The 20,929-nt window shown below is 58.3% G+C and carries 20 protein-coding genes; 7 read left to right on the top strand and 13 right to left on the bottom strand.

Annotated elements, in window-relative coordinates; genetic code table 11:
- The first annotated feature begins 267 nt into the window (after positions 1–267).
- From AC4ANE_RS06495 to AC4ANE_RS06480, 4 genes are all read left to right on the top strand, one after another.
- A complete protein-coding gene (locus AC4ANE_RS06495; protein ID WP_002555057.1) occupies positions 268–2,082 on the top strand; it encodes a penicillin-binding protein activator in 1,815 nt (604 codons plus the stop codon).
- Entirely contained in the window at positions 2,082–2,453 is a 372-nt protein-coding gene (locus tag AC4ANE_RS06490) for a YraN family protein (protein ID WP_005745001.1), read from the top strand. The genes AC4ANE_RS06495 and AC4ANE_RS06490 overlap by 1 nt, the downstream gene beginning before the upstream one ends.
- Before the next feature lie 169 nt (positions 2,454–2,622).
- Positions 2,623–3,216, top strand: a complete 594-nt coding sequence (locus AC4ANE_RS06485; RefSeq protein WP_002555059.1) for a phosphoheptose isomerase — start codon at positions 2,623–2,625, stop codon at positions 3,214–3,216.
- On the top strand, positions 3,213–3,791 hold the full coding sequence (locus tag AC4ANE_RS06480; RefSeq protein WP_002555060.1) for a BON domain-containing protein: 579 nt from the start codon (positions 3,213–3,215) through the stop codon (positions 3,789–3,791). The genes AC4ANE_RS06485 and AC4ANE_RS06480 overlap by 4 nt, the downstream gene beginning before the upstream one ends.
- Positions 3,792–3,851: 60 nt before the next feature.
- Here AC4ANE_RS06480 and AC4ANE_RS06475 read toward each other — a convergent pair whose 3' ends face one another.
- From AC4ANE_RS06475 to rplM, 4 genes are all read right to left on the bottom strand, one after another.
- The gene (locus AC4ANE_RS06475) at positions 3,852–4,262 is read right to left on the bottom strand and encodes a ClpXP protease specificity-enhancing factor (protein ID WP_002555061.1); all 411 of its coding nucleotides are present in this window, start codon (positions 4,260–4,262) and stop codon (positions 3,852–3,854) included.
- 17 nt (positions 4,263–4,279) lie between these two features.
- The gene (locus tag AC4ANE_RS06470; protein ID WP_004656548.1) at positions 4,280–4,897 is read right to left on the bottom strand and encodes a glutathione S-transferase N-terminal domain-containing protein; all 618 of its coding nucleotides are present in this window, start codon (positions 4,895–4,897) and stop codon (positions 4,280–4,282) included.
- A gap of 281 nt (positions 4,898–5,178) precedes the next feature.
- Entirely contained in the window at positions 5,179–5,571 is a 393-nt protein-coding gene (gene rpsI / locus AC4ANE_RS06465; protein WP_002555064.1) for a 30S ribosomal protein S9, read from the bottom strand.
- 14 nt (positions 5,572–5,585) lie between these two features.
- Positions 5,586–6,014: a 50S ribosomal protein L13 gene (rplM, locus tag AC4ANE_RS06460; RefSeq protein ID WP_002555065.1), complete on the bottom strand. Its 429-nt coding sequence runs from the start codon at positions 6,012–6,014 to the stop codon at positions 5,586–5,588.
- A gap of 454 nt (positions 6,015–6,468) precedes the next feature.
- On the opposite strand from rplM, the gene AC4ANE_RS06455 reads away from it, so the two are divergent.
- Positions 6,469–7,416, top strand: a complete 948-nt coding sequence (locus AC4ANE_RS06455) for a GlxA family transcriptional regulator (protein ID WP_162836990.1) — start codon at positions 6,469–6,471, stop codon at positions 7,414–7,416.
- Between the two features lie 58 nt (positions 7,417–7,474).
- Here the strand turns inward: AC4ANE_RS06455 and zapE are convergent, their stop codons facing one another.
- The 3 genes from zapE to AC4ANE_RS06440 all read right to left on the bottom strand — a co-directional run bounded on the left by zapE (position 7,475) and on the right by AC4ANE_RS06440 (position 10,650).
- Positions 7,475–8,569 (bottom strand): cell division protein ZapE, encoded by a 1,095-nt coding sequence (gene zapE / locus AC4ANE_RS06450; RefSeq protein WP_002555066.1) that lies wholly within the window; start codon positions 8,567–8,569, stop codon positions 7,475–7,477.
- 62 nt (positions 8,570–8,631) lie between these two features.
- Complete coding sequence (locus AC4ANE_RS06445; protein WP_002555067.1) at positions 8,632–9,981, bottom strand: tryptophan--tRNA ligase; 1,350 nt, start codon at positions 9,979–9,981, stop codon at positions 8,632–8,634.
- 39 nt (positions 9,982–10,020) lie between these two features.
- A complete protein-coding gene (locus AC4ANE_RS06440) occupies positions 10,021–10,650 on the bottom strand; it encodes an alpha/beta hydrolase (protein WP_031595000.1) in 630 nt (209 codons plus the stop codon).
- Between the two features lie 145 nt (positions 10,651–10,795).
- Between AC4ANE_RS06440 and AC4ANE_RS06435 the strand changes: the two genes are divergently transcribed.
- Entirely contained in the window at positions 10,796–11,239 is a 444-nt protein-coding gene (locus AC4ANE_RS06435) for a Z-ring associated ZapG family protein (protein WP_002555069.1), read from the top strand.
- A 202-nt stretch (positions 11,240–11,441) separates the two neighbouring features.
- On the opposite strand, the gene cysN is transcribed toward AC4ANE_RS06435, so the two are convergent.
- The 3 genes from cysN to AC4ANE_RS06420 all read right to left on the bottom strand — a co-directional run bounded on the left by cysN (position 11,442) and on the right by AC4ANE_RS06420 (position 15,180).
- Complete coding sequence (gene cysN, locus AC4ANE_RS06430) at positions 11,442–13,340, bottom strand: sulfate adenylyltransferase subunit CysN (RefSeq protein ID WP_002555070.1); 1,899 nt, start codon at positions 13,338–13,340, stop codon at positions 11,442–11,444.
- A gap of 10 nt (positions 13,341–13,350) precedes the next feature.
- Complete coding sequence (gene cysD / locus AC4ANE_RS06425) at positions 13,351–14,268, bottom strand: sulfate adenylyltransferase subunit CysD (protein WP_002555071.1); 918 nt, start codon at positions 14,266–14,268, stop codon at positions 13,351–13,353.
- 153 nt (positions 14,269–14,421) lie between these two features.
- Entirely contained in the window at positions 14,422–15,180 is a 759-nt protein-coding gene (locus tag AC4ANE_RS06420) for a Nif3-like dinuclear metal center hexameric protein (RefSeq protein WP_002555072.1), read from the bottom strand.
- A 111-nt stretch (positions 15,181–15,291) separates the two neighbouring features.
- Here AC4ANE_RS06420 and algW point away from each other — a divergent pair, with 111 nt between their 5' ends.
- Positions 15,292–16,452: a Do family serine endopeptidase AlgW gene (gene algW, locus AC4ANE_RS06415; RefSeq protein WP_002555073.1), complete on the top strand. Its 1,161-nt coding sequence runs from the start codon at positions 15,292–15,294 to the stop codon at positions 16,450–16,452.
- Between the two features lie 1,186 nt (positions 16,453–17,638).
- Here the strand turns inward: algW and hisC are convergent.
- The 3 genes from hisC to hisG all read right to left on the bottom strand — a co-directional run bounded on the left by hisC (position 17,639) and on the right by hisG (position 20,797).
- Positions 17,639–18,691: a histidinol-phosphate transaminase gene (hisC, locus tag AC4ANE_RS06410; RefSeq protein WP_002555075.1), complete on the bottom strand. Its 1,053-nt coding sequence runs from the start codon at positions 18,689–18,691 to the stop codon at positions 17,639–17,641.
- Entirely contained in the window at positions 18,691–20,037 is a 1,347-nt protein-coding gene (hisD, locus tag AC4ANE_RS06405) for a histidinol dehydrogenase (RefSeq protein ID WP_002555076.1), read from the bottom strand. The genes hisC and hisD overlap by 1 nt, the downstream gene beginning before the upstream one ends.
- A 124-nt stretch (positions 20,038–20,161) precedes the next feature.
- Positions 20,162–20,797, bottom strand: coding sequence for an ATP phosphoribosyltransferase (hisG, locus tag AC4ANE_RS06400; RefSeq protein WP_002555077.1), 636 nt, complete (start codon positions 20,795–20,797; stop codon positions 20,162–20,164).
- Positions 20,798–20,929 lie beyond the last annotated feature (132 nt).

Below are 20,929 nucleotides of genomic sequence, written 5' to 3'. Positions count from 1 at the left end.
AGGTTAAAGCTGATACTTGGAAAGAATGCATTGTACAGGCTGAAGCACGGCCGAGCGGTTCGCGCATCAGGGATGCCGATAAAAAAGGAATAAATACATGATCAAGGCCGGACACAACACAACGCAGCCCCCTCGAATTGAACGATTTGGCCGCCAGATGCCCCTAACGCGACCAATATCACGGCTTTAAACACCTTCGACATCGCACCCCGGCCAGCGCTTGGGTACAATTCCCCGTTAATTCGCTCGAGTTTCAGGAACATACCAATGATCGCTTGTCTGCGGCTGCTCTCTGCCCTCTGCCTCGCTGCCCTTCTCGCAGCCTGTGCCAGCTCGCCCTCGTCCAGCCTTGGCGAGCTGCCTCAAACCCCTGACGCCAGCATCGAGCAGTTGCTTGATCAGGCCGCCACAGCCAAAACACCCGAGCAGGCTGCAACGCTGCGCTTGAGTGCAGCCGACCTGGCCGCCCGCCAGAATGACGCAGGACGCGCTGCGCAGATCCTCGGACAGGTGCAAATCGATCAACTCAAACCCGGACTGCAGGTTTTCGCCAGCACATTGTCCGCAGAGCTGGCGATGGGCCGCAATCAGCCCAAGGCAGCACTGACCGCACTGAACCACCCAAGCATGCAACGCCTGGGCGAACTGTCGGTCGAGCAGCAGGTTCGCACCCACATGGTCAAGGCGCGCGCCCTGGAGGCCGATGGCCAGGCCCTGGCGGCCGTCAATGAGCGAGTATTCGCCGGCCCTCTGCTGCAAGGCGCAGAGGCCAGCGCCAACAATGATGCAATCTGGACGCTGGTCTCCGCTCTGCCGGCCGAGCAGCTGCAAAGTACCGCCAGCGGCGATATGGGCGGCTGGCTGAATCTGGCCCGCTCGATCAAAGGCGCAGGCACACTTGAGCAGCAACAGGCGGCCATCGACAACTGGAAAGCCCAGAACCCGAAACACCCGGCAGCGCTGCAACTGCCTACCGCCCTCGCCCAACTGCGCGCCCTGACCAGCGAGCCGATTACCAAAATCGCTCTGCTGCTGCCGCAGGACGGTCAACTGGCCGCAGTTGCCAAAGCGTTGCGCGAAGGTTTCATGGCCGCGCACTTCCAGGCACAACAAGCAGGACAGAATCCACCCGCCATCCAGGTGTTCGACAGCTCGCGCGTTACCTCGATGGATGAGTTCTACCGTCAGGCCCAGGCCGCTGGCGTACAGCTGGTCGTAGGTCCGCTGGAAAAGAACCTCGTCAAACAACTGAACAGCCGCCAGCAGCTTCCGATCACTACCCTGGCGCTGAACTACAGCGACACCAGCAACGAAGGCCCCGCTCAGCTGTATCAGTTTGGTCTGGCTGCCGAAGACGAAGCCCGCGAAGTTGCCCGTCGCGCCTGGGCCGATGGCAAGCGCAGCGCCGTAGCAATGGTGCCGAAAGGCGAATGGGGCGACCGCGTACTGGATGCCTTCCGCAAGAGCTGGCAGGCCAAGGGCGGTACGCTGATCGCAGCCGAGCACGTTGACCAGCCCGTAGAACTGGCACAACAGGTCGCCGATCTGTTCCAGTTACGCAACAGTGAAGGCCGCGCCCAGCGCCTGCAGAGCACTGCCGGTACTCAGGTAGCCGCGCAGCCAAGCCGTCGCCAGGACATTGACTTCATGTTCCTCGCCGCGACGCCGCAACAAGCGCAGCAGATCAAGCCAACCATGGTTTTCCAGTACGCAGGCGATGTTCCGGTCTACGCCACCTCGCACCTGTTCACCAACAGCAACGATCATGCGCAGTACATGGACCTCAACGGTGTGCGCTTCTGCGAGACGCCGTGGCTGTTGAACGCTGAAGACCCACTGCGCCAGCAAGTCACCGCGCAATGGCCACAAGCTGCTGGCAGCCTTGGCCGCCTGTACGCAATGGGCATCGACGCCTACCGCCTGGCCCCACGCCTTGCGCAACTCAAGGCGATGCCTGACAGCCGTATCGATGGCCTGTCGGGCAGCCTGAGCATCAACCCTGGCCGTCGCGTCGAGCGCCAGCTGCCATGGGCGGAGTTCGTCGACGGCAAGATCCAACGCCTGCCGGACACAGCGCCTTGATGCCACGCAGCAGCCGCCAACAAGCAGGGCGCGAGGCTGAAGCCTTCGCCCTGCAGTTTTTGCAACAACAGGGGCTGCACCTGATTGAACAAAACTGGTTATGCAAACGCGGCGAGCTTGATCTAGTCATGCTTGACGGCGATACAGTAGTATTCGTCGAAGTTCGCTACCGGCGCCATTCAGGCTGGGGTGGAGCCACGGAAAGCGTTGATTTTCGCAAGCAGGCAAAACTTGTCACTGCCGCACAGCTTTTTCTGCAGCAAGCAACAGACTGGGCCAGTCACCCCTGCCGTTTCGACGTGATCGCCATTGAAGGCCAGCCTGGCAACGCTGCACCGCTGAACTGGATCAAGAGTGCTTTTGACAGCTGACCTTGCGCTCGAGCAAAGCAGCTCCGCCGTGCTGATGATCTGCAATAGCTTCTACGCTCACCGATTTCGCTATTTGTTTTGCCGGCTGCACACCTTGTGTGCCGGATAGCTCCCGGGAGAACCCGGCGCATCCGTCCCGCCGCCGTACGCTCTAATTAAGGTCACATTGATGGACATGCAATCCCGAATTCGCCGGCTGTTCCAGGCCAGCATCGAAACCAAGCAACAGTCGATGGAAGTCCTTGCACCCTATATCGAGCAAGCCAGTCAGGTCATGGTCAATGCCCTGCTCAACGAGGGCAAGATGCTCGCGTGTGGCAACGGCGGGTCGGCTGGCGATGCACAGCACTTTTCCTCGGAACTGCTCAACCGTTTCGAGCGCGAGCGGCCGAGCCTTCCAGCCATCGCCCTGACAACCGACAGCTCGACGATCACCTCGATCGCCAACGATTACAGCTACAACGAAATCTTTTCCAAGCAGATCCGCGCACTGGGCCAGCCAGGTGATGTGCTGCTGGCCATTTCCACCAGCGGTAACTCGGCAAATATTATTCAGGCCATCCAGGCCGCACATGATCGCGAAATGATTGTCGTAGCATTGACGGGACGCGACGGTGGCGGCATGGCTTCCCTGCTATTGCCCGAGGACGTGGAGATCCGCGTACCTGCCAATGTCACGGCACGCATACAAGAAGTCCATCTGCTGGCGATCCATTGCCTTTGCGATTTGATCGACAGCCAACTGTTCGGGAGTGAAGAATGACCCCTAATCGTCTCAGCCTATTGGTTCTGACACTGTGCCTGAGCGTCACCGGATGCAGCTCGGTGATCACGGCCACTCGCGACAAGCCGATCGAAGATGATCGCGGCACCCGCACCTTCGGCAGCAAGATCGATGACTCGCTGATCGAGACCAAGGCAGCCGTCAACATTTCCAAAGCCAACCCTGATCTCGCAGAAGGCTCGCACATCGTTGTGACCAGCTTCAACGGCATCGTGCTGCTGGCTGGCCAGACACCCCGCGCCGACCTCAAGGCAATTGCCGAACAGGCCGCCAGCTCGGTCCAGCGCGTCAAGAAGGTCAACAACGAGTTGCAGGTCATGGCGCCCTCTTCGCTGCTGGCGCGTAACAACGATGCCTGGCTGACCACCAAGATCAAGAGCCAGATGATTGCCGACGCATCCATCCCCGGCTCGCGCATCAAGGTGGTGACCGAGAACGGTATTGTGTTCCTGCTGGGTCTGGTGACTCAGGATGAAGCCAATCGCGCCACCAACCTGGTACAGGGCGTTTCCGGCGTGCAGAAGATCGTCAAACTGTTTGAGTACATCGACTGACGGGTAACTGGCAGGCGAAAAAAAGGCGATCCGGAGATCGCCTTTTTTATTGCGCATTTTTTACTTCACGACCTTCAGACTCGGCCGGCCACTCGGGCGCGGTGGCTCGCTGTCGGGCGGAGTATCATCTTCGATCTCGATTTCCTCACCATCGTCCATGGAAGGCTCCAGATCGAAAACCATACCCTGACCGTTCTCAAGGGCATAAATGCCCAGGATGGCAGCTACAGGCACATAAAGCGTGTGTGGCACACCGCCGAAGCGGCCTTCGAAGCTGACGGCCTCGTTATCCATATGCAGATGACGCACCGCACTTGGCGAAACATTCAGGACAATCTGCCCGTCATTGGCAAACCCTTGCGGGACCTGCACCGAGGGGTAATCCGCATTGACCAGCACGTGCGGGGTGCAATCGTTATCGACGATCCACTCATAGAGAGCGCGAACAAGATAAGGGCGACTGGAGTTCATTAACGGCTCCTTAAGCCTTAGCGCATTTCACGTTCGGCAGCAGACAGACTCGCCTGAAAAGCCTCACGCGCAAATTGGCGCTCCATATAATCAAGCAACGGCTTGGCAGGCCGCGGCAATTCAATACCCAAAATTGGCAAACGCCAGAGTATGGGGAGTAGACAGCAGTCAACAAGACTTAGCTCGTCGCTCATGAAAAAAGCTTTTTCCGCGAACAACGGTGAAACCCCGGTCAGACTTTCACGAAGCTCCTTGCGCGCCTGAACACGAGCAGGCTCTTTGCTGCGCGTATCAAGGATCAGGTCCACAAGGCCACACCAGTCTCGCTGGATGCGATGGATCAGCAGACGGCTGTTGGCGCGGGCCACGGGATAGACAGGCAGCAAGGGCGGATGCGGATAGCGCTCATCCAGGTATTCCATCACCACCGTCGACTCGTACAACGCCAGGTCACGATCAACAAGAGTCGGCAAGCTGCCATACGGATTTACTTCAATCAGCTGCGGCGGATGACGACCTGCCACAACCTCAATGATTTCGGCGCTGACACCCTTCTCGGCGAGCACAATACGCACACGATGAGAATAGTGGTCGGCGGGGTCGGAGTAGCAGGCCAACCGGTTGGTCACGCCCATGGCGATCCTCCTCGCTTGTTAAAATTTATCGGACAGACGAACGAATACGCCTTAAGGGCGCATCCGATAATGAACGCAACAGGACAGGTGTTCGTCGCGGGCCACAAGATAGCTCATTTACGCGATGTAAATTCTGTAATCTTCGCCGACAGGCTTATAAATCTCGCAATATCGACGTGACACGCCAAGCTTGAAAACACCTCGATCGCAAAAATCACACCCATAAAAAAACGCCCAGCCCCGCGAGGGGATGGACGTTCTTTCTTTGAACGAAGAACGAATTAACGCTTCGAGTACTGCGGACGCTTACGCGCTTTACGCAGACCGACTTTCTTACGTTCAACTTCACGAGCATCGCGAGTCACGAAGCCTGCTTTACGCAGAGCGCCACGCAGAGTCTCGTCGTATTGCATCAGAGCGCGAGTGATACCGTGGCGGATTGCGCCAGCCTGACCACTTACACCGCCACCGATAACGGTGACGTAGATGTCGAACTTTTCAACTGTCTCGGTCAGTTCCAGCGGCTGACGAACTACCATGCGGGCAGTTTCGCGGCCGAAGAAATTGTCCAGGGAGCGGTTGTTGATCGAGATGTTACCAGTACCCGGACGCAGGAAAACGCGAGCGGTTGCGGTCTTGCGACGGCCAGTGCCGTAATTTTGAGTCGCCGACATAATGAACTATTCCGTTAAAACTTCAGTTCTTGGGGCTGCTGAGCAGTATGAGGGTGTACAGCGCCCGCATAGACTTTCAGCTTACGATACATGTCGCGACCCAGCGGGTTCTTAGGCAGCATGCCTTTGACCGCGGTCTCGATCACGCGCTCAGGAGCTTTGGCGATCAGCTTTTCGAAGTTGATCGACTTGATCCCGCCCGGAAAACCGGAGTGTGAGTAGTAGATCTTGTCGGTAGTTTTGGCACCAGTAACGCGGATCTGCTCGGCATTGATCACGACGATGTAGTCGCCGGTATCAACGTGCGGAGTGTATTCCGGTTTGTGCTTGCCACGCAGACGGCTCGCGATTTCGGTGGCCAGACGACCCAGGGTCTGACCAGCAGCGTCGACGACGAACCAGTCGCGCTTAACTGTTTCCGGTTTAGCAGTAAAAGTTTTCATTCTTTATAGCCTCAGGGGCCGCCCTGAAAATTAGACGGCGGATCTTACTGAATAGTGCGTACTTTGACAAGTCAAAGGCAGCCGGAAACAGACGCTATCGGGGGCTCGGGTCAGCGCGTCCGTTATACGGCAAGATTCTTCGGCAGACGGCGCATCACTTCCACTGCAAAGAGCTGGCGGATTATACAGACTGTAAAAATAACCTCAACCGGATTTTTTGTTCACATTCTGTTTATTGCCTGCGAGGCGTGGATTGGCGGATATTTACCCGCTTAGCACAAAGCCATCATGCGCACCTCTCGCAGAGATCCTGGCATGAGGAGGCTGGACACACCCGACAAAAAATAAGACGATCCAGCCGTTGCTTGACCATTTACCCATAATAAGAATAACGATTATGCCGATCCAACACGCTACTCTGCTGCGCCGCGTAAGCATTCTGACCACCGACAAGATGTTTGCCTCGACGGTCATGCAGGCCAAAGACTTCTTCCACTTAGCCAGCCTGCGCTACAGCAAACAACTGGGCCAGGGCCTGGTGCCCGCTTTCGAAACCCGCCTCGTCAGCCCGGACGGACTCTCCGTCAGCAGCTTCAGCGACGTCACATTGCCAGTCGACGGCGTGCTGTGCCAAAGCGACATCATCGTTATCCCGGCCTTTTGGGATGATTTTGAAACCCTGTGCGAACGCTACCCGCAGATCCTGCCCTGGCTGCGTGAGCAACACGCCAACGGTGCCGTACTCTGCGCCGAAGCCACCGGGGTCTACTGGCTTGCCGAGGCAGGATTGCTCGACGGCAAGGAAGCGACTACCTACTGGCGCTTCTTCGGTGCATTTGCCGAACGCTACCCCAAGGTGCTGCTCAACCAGGAAAAGCACCTGACTGACGCCGATAACGTGTACTGCGCAGGGGGCACGACGTCAGCGTGCGACCTCTACATCTACCTGATCGAGCGGTTCTGCGGTGCCAACGTCGCGCAGGCCGTGGCCCGCGATATTCTTTACGAGGTACGCCGCACCTACTCACCGGGCCGCATAGGCTTTGGCGGGCAGAAACTGCATCAGGACGTGGTGATTCTGCAGATTCAGCACTGGCTGGAAGAGCACTTTGCCGACAAGTTCCGCTTTGAAGATGTGGCCCGAGAGCACGGTATGAGCATTCGCAATTTCATGCGCCGCTTTCAGACCGCAACCGGTGACAAGCCGCTGCATTACCTGCAACGGCTGCGGATCGAAACGGCAAAGGGATTGCTGTCAGGGTCTCGCAAAAGCATCAAGACCATCAGCTACGAGGTGGGCTATGACGACGCCAGCTTCTTCGCCCGGCTGTTTCGCCAACACACCGAGCTGTCACCCAACCAGTACCGGCAGCAGTTCGAGAGCCAGAAGGAAAAGCTGTGAGCTGCAGCATGGGCGAGCTTCAAGCGTGCAGCTTGAAACTTGCCGCTTGCAGTCGCTGCTAGGGCTTGTGCGCCCGCGAGAGGAATTCGTGGGATTGCATTTCCAGCAGACGGCTCAGGGTGCGTTGAAACTCGAACATCAACCGGCCACCGGTGTACAGGTCCTTCAACTCAACCTCGGCTGAAATGATCAGCTTGACGTTGCGATCGTAGAACTCGTCGACCATGTTGATAAAACGTCGGGCGATGTCATCGGTAGAAACGTCCATCTGCTCGACGCCACTGATCAGCACAGCATGAAAGATCTTGCCCAGCTCGATGTAGTCGTTCTGGCTGCGTGGCCCGTCGCACAGCTCGCGGAAGTCGAACCAGGCCACATCATCACAGGTACGCAGAGCACGGATCTCGCGGTTTTCGATCATCAACACATCGTTTTCGATGGTTTCGGCGCAATCCGGGGTCAGGGCCTTGAAGCTTTTGCGCAGGCTTTCCTGCGCAACTTCGTTAAGCGGGAAGTGAAACAGCTCAGCCTGTTCCAGGTGACGCAGACGGTAATCGACGCCGCTGTCGACGTTGACGATGTCGGTGTTCTGTTTGATCAGCGCAATTGCAGGCAGGAAACGCGCGCGTTGCAGGCCGTCCTTGTACAAACCGTCCGGAACGATATTGGAGGTTGCCACCAGCGTTACGCCATTTTTGAACAGTTCTTCCATCAGCGTGCCCAGAATCATGGCATCGGTGATGTCGGAAACAAAGAACTCGTCGAAACAGATAACCCGTGCCTCGTCGGAAAAACGCTTGGCGATGATCGTCAGCGGATTTCGCTCGCCCTTGAGGGTCTTCATCTCTTCGTGCACGCGCTTCATGAAGCGGTGGAAGTGCGTACGGACCTTGTCCTGAAACGGCAGCGCGTCAAAGAACGTGTCGACCAGGTAGGTCTTGCCACGGCCCACGCCACCCCAGAAGTACAACCCCTTGACCAGGGTCGGCTCTTTCTTGCCGAACAGCTTGCCGAACAGGCCGGGCTTGCTGTCGTGAGCGGCAACCAGATCGTCATACAGGCGCTGCAAATGGCGCACAGCGTTTTCCTGCGCGGCATCGTGAAAGAAGTCCGGGCGTTTCAGATCAGATTGATATCGTTCTAGGGGCGTCATAATTCGTTAGCAAGGCAACAAAAACGGGTCGTCACTGTAGCGACGACCCCGGGGATTGGCAATCAGTCCTGTTGAGGAGCAAGTGCCAGCTTAAGGGTTTGAATCGCGTTGTCGCGCGCAATGGCATCGGCGAACTCCGGGCTATCGGCTACACACTCGCCGTCCAGCCACAGCGTGAAACCATTGGCTTCACTGCGCAGATCCAGCTCACCGCCCTGCTGCAACTGCTTGCTGGCGATGCCGGCCGCCTTGCCGTCGGCAAAATTGCGCGACAACAGCAGCTGCTCGCCATCGGCGGCCAGCAGGCGGAAACGGAAGCTGCCGTCGTCTTCACGGAAACTGACGAAACGCGCGCCCTTGGTGGCCTTTTTCTTGCCGGTATCGGCGTTTTGCACCGTGGCGCGGAACGAGCGCAGGCCCACCGCCTCACGCAGTTCCTCCAGAAACGGCGTGGCAACCCGGCGTGCCTTCTGCGCGCCGGCGAGCAGGATATCTTCGAGATCGGCAGGACGCTCGATCAGCCTCAGATATTTTTCACGGGGCTCACTCAATTGCGCATCCAGCAAGGTGAACAGACGATTCTTCGCTTCGCCCCAGCCCAGCCCCTGCAATAGATCGGAACGGAATTCAGCGCACTGCTCTGCCGTCGAAAACGCTTGATACAGGGTGAACAGGTGCGAGGTGTCCGGATCCTTCGCTTCACCCGGCGCGCGCGAGTCGGTGACGATGCGCGATATGGCGCTTTTCATCTCCTTGGCGCTGCTGAACAACGGAATGGTGTTGTCGTAGCTTTTCGACATCTTGCGCCCGTCCAGACCGGGTAGCGTGGCGACGCTCTCTTCGATCAAGGCCTCGGGCATGACAAAGAATTCCTTGCCATTGCCAAACAGGTGGTTGAACCGCTGGCCGATGTCGCGGGCCATTTCAACGTGCTGGATCTGGTCGCGCCCCACAGGAACCTGATGCGCATTGAACATCAGAATGTCAGCGGCCATCAGTACCGGATAGCTGTACAGCCCCATGGTGATGCCCGCATCCGGGTCCTCGCCACCTTCGACGTTCTTGTCCACTGATGCCTTGTAGGCGTGCGCGCGGTTAAGCAGGCCCTTGGCCGCCACGCAGGTAAGCAGCCAGGTCAGTTCCGGGATCTCTGGAATGTCCGACTGGCGATAGAAGGTCACACGATCAACGTCCAGGCCAGCTGCCAGCCAGGTCGCAGCGATTTCCAGACGCGAGCGCTGAATGCGCAGCGGGTCATCGCATTTGATCAACGCGTGGTAGTCGGCCAGAAAGTAGAACGAGTCGAAATCGCTCTGACGGCTGGCGACAATGGCCGGGCGAATCGCGCCCGCGTAGTTACCCAGATGGGGAGTGCCGGTGGTCGTGATACCGGTCAGGATACGAGTGGTCATGGCAGGTCGCTTATCTAAAGGATGCAATACGGGCTGCAATCAGTTGGAAAGTCGCGGCAGAAGCAGATCTTTCAGATCGGTCAGCTTGCCGTGAAAAAAGTGTCCGCATTCTGCCACTTTCAGCAGCTCATGGGGGCGTTGCAGCGCGACCGACCACGCATAGACCGTTTCAGGATCGATCACTTCATCGTCTTCTGGCTGAATGATCGTCAGCGGACAACCTTGCGGCAAGACGCTTTGATCCTTGAGCCGCGAGGCCGCTGCAGCAATCAGAAACAAATGCGTCAGTTTTTCGCCCTGCCCTTCAAGGCGACCACCCAGGTTGGCGGCAACGTAGCCACCGAAAGAAAAACCGAACAGCGTCATGGGCAGATCAGGATGTTGCGCACGCAGCCACTTGGCGGCAGCCTGGGCATCATCGATCTCACCTGGCCCGGCGACCGACGTACCGGCACTGGCACCGACACCGCGATAATTGAAGCGTAAGGTGATCAGACCTTGATCCCTTGCGGTACGCTGCAACGTCGAGACGACTTTATTGAGCATCGTTCCGCCCTGTATCGGGTTAGGATGGCAGATCAGTGCAAGGCCTCGGGCGTCAGGTACATCCTGATACAGCGCTTCGAGCTGGCCTTCTGGGCCATCGATAAATAATGGGGTTTCACGCATGAGCAAAACAGAACTCCGTGACCTCGAAATGGGTCGACTCGTCTAGCTGATTGTCTGCGGCTTGCATATCAACGATACGTCGCGGGTATACAGCGCAGGTTCCAGCCGTTAACGTAAAGCAAAGCCGTTTATAGAGGAAGGACTCGTGGAACACTCGCTCTTAGTCTGGTTGTTGCCGACGCTCGCCCTGGTGGCCGGTGTCGTCATTGGTTTTCTGGTAGCACGCCTGCTGCCCAACACCGTTCCGAACAGCACCCAGCGCCAGCTGGATGACATTCAGGAGCGTTTCGACACCTATCAGAACGAGGTAGTCACGCACTTCAACAGCACGGCCAATCTGGTACAGAAGCTTTCGCAGAGCTATCAGGATGTTCAGGAACACCTTGCCGAGGGCGCCAACCGTCTGGCTCTCGACGAGCTGACCCGCCAACGCTTGCTGGCCGCCCTGCACCCTGAGGCCAATCATGCGCACCGCGATCATCGCGACCGCCTGACCCCTCCGCGCGACACCGAGACACCCAAGGACTACGCCCCCAAGTCGCCCAACACGCCTGGAATGCTGGATGAGCATTACGGCCTGAAAAGGTAAGGATTCACAGCCACACAAAAGCCCGCTACAGAGAACATCTGCAGCGGGCTTTTTTGTGCCCTACCCCTTCGCGAGCAATGCGGATTGCCACGCCGGTCGCTCCCACAAGATCGTGCGTGCGCACCATTGTGGGAGCGAGCTTGCTCGCGAAGAGGCCAATGCAGGCGCTGAAAACCATTGGGCTTTCACGCCTGCATGCGTATCAGATCACGCTGCGGCTGCGCAGCAGATCCAGCACCTGTTTAACGCTTTCTTCCAGGTTGAGTGTCTGCGTATCGATCACCAGATCGGCATTCAGCGGCACGTCATACGGAAAGGACTCGCCAGGAATGTTGTCGCCATCAGCGGCATACAGGCCTTGCGGGTCACGCTCGCGGCAGACTGCTGGCGACGCCTGAACATAGACGGTCAGCAGACGATCCTTGCCGATCAGCGCCTTGGCGCGCTCACGGCCCTCGGCATCCGGCGCCACAAAGGCAGCCAGGGTCAGCAGGCCCGCTTCGTTGAACTGGCGCGCCACGTGGGCGGCACGGCTCCAGTTCTCGGTACGCCCGGCACGGTCCTGTGGCAAGCCCTTGTTCAGGTCATGACGCAGGTTCTGACCGTCCAGCACATAGACCGCACGGCCCATGTCGAACAACTTACGCTCGACCGCATACGCCAACGTACTTTTGCCTGCGCCGGACAGGCCGCTGAACAATACGGTAGCCGGCTGCTGGCCGAAACGCTGCGCACGCTCTTCAGTCGAGACGTGGGCCAGCTCGCCATGATGCTGCGAGCCACCGCCTGAAACCGGCTTGGCAATGATCATGCCCGCTGCCACAGTGCCATTGGTCAGACGATCGATGACGATGAACGAGCCAGTGGTGGGGTTTCTGTCATAGCCGTCCAGCGCGATGGGCGCATCGAGGCTGACTTTGACGCGTCCGATCTCGTTCAACTGCAACGAGCTGGCAGGGCCTTCCTGCAGCGTGTTCACATCGACCCGATGAGTAATGCTGGCAATAGAGCCAGGCACATAGCTGGTAGCGCGCTTGATGTCGTACTTCTTGCCCGGCAGCATGGGCTCTTCGGCCATCCACACCAGCATCGCGTCGAACGCATCGCTGACCTGTGGGACGTTGTCGGCATGCACCAGCAGATCACCGCGGGAAATGTCGATCTCGTCTTCCATGGTCAGCGTCACGGCCTGCCCCGGACCGGCCTGCTCCAGCTCGCCTTCAAAAGTGACGATGGACTTCACACGGCTGCTCTTGCCCGACGGCAGCACGACGATCTCGTCGCCCTTGTGCACGATACCGCTGGCCAGCGTACCGGCGAAACCGCGGAAGTTCAGGTTTGGACGGTTGACGTACTGCACCGGGAAACGCAGGTCCGCATAGTTGCGGTCGCTGGCGATTTCGACGGTCTCGAGAATTTCCATCAGCGACTGGCCGGTGTACCAGGGCGAACGCTCGCTCTTGTTCACCACGTTGTCGCCCTTGAGCGCTGACATTGGAACAAACGCCATGGTGGTCGGCTTGAACGCGATACCCTCGGCGAACTTCAGGTAATCGGCCTTGATCGACTCGAACACGCCCTCATCGAAGCCGTTGAGGTCCATCTTGTTGATGGCGACGACGATGTGCTTGATACCCAGCAGAGAGGCGATATAGCTGTGACGACGGGTCTGGGTCTGCACGCCATAGCGCGCGTCCACCAGAATGATCGCCAGGTCACAGGTCGAAGCGCCGGTGGCCATGTTACGGGTGTACTGCTCATGGCCCGGTGTATCGGCAATGATGAACTTTCGCTTGGCCGTGGAGAAATAGCGATAGGCAACATCGATAGTGATGCCCTGCTCCCGCTCGGCCTGCAGACCATCCACCAGCAACGCCAGATCGACGTCATCGCCAGTGGTGCCGGACTTCTTCGAGTCCCGGGTGATGGCTTCAAGGTGATCTTCATAGATCATCTTCGAGTCATGCAGCAGACGCCCGATCAGCGTGCTCTTGCCGTCATCGACGTTGCCACAGGTAAGAAAGCGCAGCATTTCCTTGCGTTCGTGCTGGCCCAGGTAGGCGAGGATGTCCTCGCTGATCAAATCAGATTGATGCGACATGTGACACCCCTTAGAAATAACCCTGACGTTTCTTTTCTTCCATCGAGCCAGCGCCGTCATGGTCAATGACCCGGCCCTGGCGCTCGGAAGTTCGCGTCAGCAACATTTCCTGAATGATGTCGGTCAGGCTGGTCGCTTCGGACTCGACAGCACCGGTCAGCGGGTAGCAGCCGAGGGTGCGGAAACGGACCTTTTTCTTGACGATGCGCGACTTCTCTTCATCGGTGAGATGCTCGAGGATGCGCTCGTCGTCGATCATGATCAGCGTACCGTTCTTCTCGATCACGTCGCGCTCGGCGGCGAAGTACAGCGGCACGATAGGGATGCCTTCAAGGTAGATGTACTGCCAGATGTCCAGCTCGGTCCAGTTGGAGAGCGGGAACACCCGGATAGACTCGCCTTTGTTGACGTTGCCGTTATAGACATTCCACAGCTCGGGGCGCTGGTTTTTAGGGTCCCAGCGATGTTTGCTGTCGCGGAACGAATAGACGCGTTCCTTGGCCCGGGACTTTTCTTCGTCGCGCCGGGCACCGCCGAAAGCGGCATCGAAACCATGCTTGTCGAGCGCCTGCTTCAGGCCCTCGGTCTTCATGATGTCGGTATGTTTGGCGCTTCCGTGGGTGAAGGGGTTGATGCCCTGCGCCACACCATCGGGGTTGATGTGAGTGATCAGGTCCAGGCCCATTTCCTCGACCATCTTGTCGCGAAAACGATACATCTCCTGGAATTTCCAGCGAGTATCGACGTGCATGACCGGGAATGGCAATTTACCGGGGAAGAATGCCTTGCGCGCCAGGTGCAGCATCACGGCCGAATCCTTGCCGATCGAGTACAGCATCACCGGGTTATCGAACTCGGCGGCGACCTCGCGGATAATGTGGATGCTTTCCGCCTCCAGCTGTTTCAGATGCGTCAGTTTGTCAACCATGGCTACTCACGGATTGCGTTCGTTATGGACCGGGAAACCCCGGGGCGGCCTGCGGGCCGTATTCGAGCCGAGCACTTTAACATGCGTGATATCGCTAATCAGCGATGCAGCTAGATCGAAACGATCTATGCATATGCCCTGCTGTTTGATCGTTCAAATCGGGTTCGGGCAGTCGATGAAGATATGCTCGAGTGCAAAGCGTCGGGCCAGGTAGTCACCCAGGGCCTGAACGCCATATCGCTCGGTGGCGTGATGACCGGCCGCGATGAAGCTGATGTCGTTCTCCCGTGCGCTGTGGAATGTCTGCTCCGACGCTTCGCCACTCAGGAACAGATCGACGCCTTCCAGCACTGCCTGATCAATGTAGTTCTGACCACCGCCCGTGCACCAGCCGACACGGCGAATCATCTGACTGCCTTCGATAAGCAATGGCTCACGCCCCAGCGCATCCTGCACGCGACGGGCAAAATCCCGCGGCGTCATGGGTTCGGACAACGAACCGATCAAGCCGACCACTCGCGAATTTTCGGGGTCCAGCGGGCCTTCGACAGTGATGTCCAACTGACGTGCCAGCTGCACGTTATTGCCCACTTCAGGGTGCACGTCCAGCGGCAGGTGGTAGGCAAGCAGGCTGATGTCGTGCTTGAGCAGAGTTTTCAGGCGACGCTGCTTCATGCCGACAACACAGGGGTTTTCGCCTTTCCAGAAATAACCGTGATGGACCAGAATCAGATCAGCCTGAGCCTCTACGGCAGCGTCCAGCAATGCCTGGCTGGCCGTCACGCCGCTGACGATGCGCATCACTTGAGGCCGACCCTCGACCTGAAGGCCATTAGGGCAATAATCCTGAATCCGGGCACTGTTCAGATAGCGGTCGGCTTCTTCGACCAGGGTGCTCAGGGCAACAGCCATAAAAGACTCCTAAATATGCAGTTCAGAGCTGCGTTGTACTCGTATAATGCCCGCCATTATGGCGCACCCGTGGCAAAACTTTCTGCGCCTGCAACCATCAGGACTTGTTAAATGTTCAAGGCACTGCGTTTTTTCGGCTGGCCATTGCTGGCTGGCGTGCTTATCGCCATGCTGATTATTCAGCGCTATCCGCAGTGGGTCGGCCTGCCGAGCCTGGATGTCAATCTGCAACAGGCTCCGCAGACCACCAACGTCATGCAAGGTCCGTCGTCCTATGCCGATGCGGTCATTGCCGCAGCGCCCGCGGTGGTCAACCTCTACACCACCAAGATGGTCAACAAGGGCAACAACCCGCTTTTCGAAGACCCGCAGTTCCGGCGCTTCTTCGGCGACAACACGCCCAAGCAGAAGCGCATGGAGTCGAGCCTTGGCTCTGGCGTCATGATGAGCCCCGAAGGCTACATACTGACCAATAACCACGTCACCACAGGCGCGGACCAGATCGTGGTGGCGCTAAAAGACGGCCGCGAAACCATTGCCCGGGTCATCGGCAATGACCCGGAAACCGACCTGGCGGTGCTCAAGATCGATTTGAAAAACCTGCCCGCGATTACCATCGCGCGCTCTGACAGCATTCGCATCGGCGACGTTGCACTGGCGATCGGCAACCCGTTCGGGGTCGGTCAGACCGTGACCATGGGGATCATCAGTGCCACCGGGCGCAATCAATTGGGCCTCAACACTTATGAAGACTTCATTCAGACCGATGCGGCCATCAACCCGGGTAACTCGGGCGGTGCGCTGGTAGACGCCAGCGGCAATCTGATCGGTATCAATACCGCGATTTTTTCCAAGTCCGGCGGCTCCCAGGGCATCGGCTTCGCTATTCCGACCAAATTGGCAATGGATGTCATGAAGTCGATCATCGAGCACGGTCAGGTCATTCGTGGCTGGCTGGGCATCGAAGTTCAACCGCTGACCCAGGAACTGGCCGAATCCTTCGGGCTGAAGGATCGTCCAGGTATCGTTGTGGCCGGCATCTTCCGCGACGGACCGGCGCAGAAAGCCGGCCTGCAACTGGGCGACGTGATCCTGAGCATCAATGGCGAACCTGCCGGCGACGGTCGTCGCTCGATGAACCAGGTGGCGCGCACCAAACCCAAGGACAAGATTGCTATCGACGTGATGCGCAACGGCAAGGAGATGCGCCTGAGCGCCGAGGTCGGCCTGCGCCCACCACCCGCCCCGACACCCGCCGCAGCGCCGGAGTGATGCGCCATTACCTGAAAGTGCGGTACAGCACAGATCTGTGACGCCGGGAATAAAGGGCATCCGGGCTTCTGCCCGAAGGGCGTGGGGGGGCGAGCTTGCTCGCGAAGAAAGTGTTTCAATCGATGCATTTTCGGCGCTAGTGCAGGCCCTTTCGCGAGCAAGCTCGCTCCCACAGATCCGAGTGTTTTCAAACCATGCGAGACACTCACACAGGTCCTGGGTGTTTTCAAGCCATGTGAAACACTTACACAGGTCAGGGGTGTTTCAAGCCATGTGGATGCTCTGCGGCAGCGATGATCTGGTGGGAGCGAGCTTGCTCGCGAAGAAAGTGTTTCAATCGATGCATTTTCGGCGCTAGTGCAGGCCCTTTCGCGAGCAAGCTCGCTCCCACAGATCCGGAGTGTTTTCAAACCATGCGAGACACTCACACAGGTCCTGGGTGTTTTCAAGCCATGTGAAACACTTACACGGGTCAGGGGTGTTTCAAGCCATGTGGATGCTCTGCGGCAGCGATGATCTGGTGGGAGCGAGCTTGCTCGCGAATACGGTGTTTCAGTCGATGCATTTTCGGCGCTTGTGCAGGCCCTTTCGCGAGCAAGCTCGCTCCCACAGATCCGGAGTGTTTTCAAACCATGCGAGACACTCACACAGGTCCTGGGTGTTTTCAAGCCATGTGAAACACTTACACAGGTCAGGGGTGTTTCAAGCCATGTGGATGCTCTGCGGCAGCGATGATCTTGTGGGAGCGAGCTTGCTCGCGAATACGGTGTTTCAGTCGATGCATTTTCGGCGCTTGTGCAGGCCCTTTCGCGAGCAAGCTCGCTCCCACAGATCCGGAGTGTTTTCAAACCATGCGAGACACTCACACAGGTCCTGGGTGTTTTCAAGCCATGTGAAACACTTACACAGGTCAGGGGTGTTTCAAGCCATGTGGATGCTCTGCGGCAGCGATGATCTTGTGGGAGCGAGCTTGCTCGCGAAGGCGGATTACCTGATCAATGGAGTTTCAGCGGCTGCACGGGCTTCTTCGCGAGCAAGCTCGCTCCCGCAGACCCGGAATGTTTTCGAGCCATTTGGATTACTCACATAGGTCGGCGGTGTTTCCAGGCCATGCGGATGCTCTGCGGCATCGATGATCCTGTGGCAGCGCAAGGTCAGCCCGTTTTCGGGCTGACCGATCCGCGTCTCAGATATCGCTCAACCCTTCCAGCAACGCCTGATGCTGCTCTGGCGTGCCGATGCTGATGCGCAGGAACTGGGCGATTCGCTGCTGTTTGAAGTGGCGAACGATGACGCCCTGCTCGCGCAGTTTCGCAGCCAGGGCTGCAGCATCGTGTTGCGGGTGGCGGGCGAAGATGAAGTTGGCTGCCGATGGCAGCACTTCAAAGCCTTTGCCCTGCAACTGTTCGACCAGCGCCTCGCGGCTTTCGATGACCTTGTTGCGCGTCGACTCGAAGTGCTCGCGATCCTCGAAAGCTGCCGCACCACCCACATTGGCCATACGGTCCAGCGGATAGGAGTTGAAGCTGTTCTTGACCCTCTCCAGCGCTTCGATCAGATCAGGATGCCCCACCGCCAGGCCGACACGCAGACCGGCCAGCGAGCGCGACTTTGACAAGGTCTGAGTGACCAGCAGGTTCGGGTAGCGATCAACCAGCGTGATCGCGGTCTCGCCACCAAAGTCGATGTACGCTTCGTCAACGACGACCACTGAATCCGGGCTGGCCTTGATAATCTGCTCGACCTTGTCCAGACCGAGCAGGCAACCGGTCGGTGCATTCGGGTTAGGGAAAATGATCCCGGCATTGGGTCTGGCGTAGTCTTCGGCACGAATCTGGAACTGATCGTCCAGCGCGATCAGTTCGTAATCGATCCCGTACAGACCGCAGTAGACCGGATAGAAGCTGTAGCTGATGTCCGGAAACAGCAGCGGAGCATCGTGCTGAAACAAAGCGTGGAAAATGTGCGCCAGCACTTCATCCGAGCCATTGCCCAGGAACACCTGATTGGGCTGCACCTTGTAGTAATCGGCGACAGCGTGCTTGAGCAGGTCGCTGTTGGGGTCCGGGTACAGACGCAAGTCGTCGGTCAGCGCGGCACGCATGGCCTCGACAGCCTTGGGCGACGGGCCATACGGGTTTTCATTGGTATTGAGCTTGACCAGCCGGGTCAACTTCGGCTGCTCGCCCGGCACATAAGGCACCAGATCGCTGACGAAAGGACTCCAGAATTTGCTCATTATTTGCCGTCCTCTGTATTGCCTGCTTTCCAGTCGGGATCAGTAATTCGATATTCAGCACTGCGGGCATGGCCGCTAAGGGATTCGCCACGAGCCAGCACCGACGCTGTCTTACCCAGCTCGGACGCACCCTGCGGCGAGCAGTAGATGATAGACGAGCGCTTCTGAAAATCGTACACGCCCAGCGGCGAGGAAAAACGTGCCGTGCCGGAGGTCGGCAGTACGTGGTTGGGACCTGCGCAATAGTCGCCCAGTGCTTCGGAGGTGTGGCGCCCCATGAAGATCGCACCCGCATGGCGGATCTGTGGCAGCCAGGCTTCCGGATCGGCGACGGACAATTCAAGGTGCTCAGGCGCAATGCGATTGGCAACTTCGATGGCTTGCGCCATGTCTGCCACTTTTATCAATGCGCCGCGACCGTTGATCGACGTTTCGACGATAGCCGCGCGCTCCATGGTTGGCAGCAGACGCGTGATACTGGCGGCAACCTTGTCGAGAAAATCGGCATCCGGGCTGACCAGAATGGCCTGGGCATCTTCATCGTGCTCGGCCTGGGAGAACAGGTCCATGGCAATCCAGTCAGGATCGGTCTGGCCGTCACACGCCACAAGAATCTCGGAAGGACCGGCGATCATGTCGATCCCGACCTGACCGAATACGTGGCGCTTGGCGGTGGCCACATAAATATTCCCGGGGCCGACAACCTTATCGACCTTTGGCACGCTTTCAGTGCCGTAGGCCAGCGCTGCCACAGCTTGCGCACCGCCGATGGTGAACACCCGGTCGACACCCGCAATACAGGCAGCGGCCAGCACCAGTTCGTTGATTTCACCACGCGGTGTCGGCACGACCATGACCACCTCGGTCACGCCCGCCACTTTGGCCGGAATGGCATTCATCAATACCGAAGACGGGTACGAGGCTTTGCCACCGGGCACATACAGGCCTGCGCGGTCCAGCGGCGTAACCTTCTGGCCCAGCACCGTGCCATCGGCCTCGGTATAGCTCCAGGAATCCTGTTTCTGTTTCTCGTGGTAGCTGCGCACACGCTCGGCGGCTTTTTCCAGCGCCTCGCGCTGGACCGGCGTGATGCGGGTCAATGCCAGTTCCAAGCGCTCGCGAGGCAGAATCAGGTCGGCCATCGACGCGACCTGCAGCCCGTCAAACTTCTGGGTGAACTCGACCAACGCCTCGTCGCCGCGCTCACGTACCGCCTTGATGATGTCGAGCACGCGCTGGTTGACCGAGTCGTCAGACACGCTTTCCCAGCTCAGCAGGTGATCCAGATGTCGTGCGAAATCCGGGTCAGCAGCGTCGAGTCGGCGAATTGCAGTGGGCGTGGTCATAGCGGGGGCCTCAATAATTGGCGGATGCTCAGGAGCCTAAAGCTACCAAGCTATCCGCGCAGGCACCTGAGAAATTTGGCTATGACACGGATAGCTGGACGCAACTCAACGTTGCGTGAATGAATCAGCTACGGTGTCGCGACTCCACTGCCTTGCGCAGGGTGTCGATGAGGGCCTGAATGCGTGCGTGCTGCATCTTCATGGAAGCCTTGTTGACTACCAGACGCGAGCTGATGGTAGCGATCAGTTCCTGAGGCTCAAGGCCATTGGCTCGCAAGGTATTACCGGTGTCGACTACGTCGATGATCTTGTCTGCCAGACCGATCAGCGGTGCCAGCTCCATGGAACCGTACAGCTTGATGATATCGACCTGACGACCCTGTTCGGCGTAGTAACGCTTGGCAACGTTGACGAACTTGGTCGCCACGCGCAGACGGCCCTTGGGCTCGACCGCACCGATGGCACCGGCAGTCATCAGCTTGCACTTGGCAATCTGCAGGTCCAGAGGCTCGTAAAGGCCCTGGCCGGTATATTCCATCAACACATCCTTGCCCGCGACGCCCAGATCGGCGGCACCATGCTCGACATAGGTCGGCACATCGGTGGCACGCACGATCAGCAGGCGCACATCGGCCTGAGTCGTGGGGATGATGAGCTTGCGGCTCTTGTCCGGATTCTCGGTCGGCACGATGCCCGCTTCAGCGAGAAGCGGCAGGGTGTCGTCAAGAATGCGGCCCTTGGACAGTGCGATGGTCAACATGGGAAACGTAAGTCCTTATCAGGAAACTTTTGTCACGACGCAAGCGGCGCATGACAACCCTCAAGCGTGTTCGGCCTGAAGTGAAACGAATCAGAAATCACACCCGCGACAGAACAGGCGGCCCCGATGCCA

This window comes from Pseudomonas sp. Pme6b (assembly GCF_058129925.1).
Note: the sequence above shows the minus strand (reverse complement) of the source record. Positions and strands in the feature narration are given on the sequence as shown.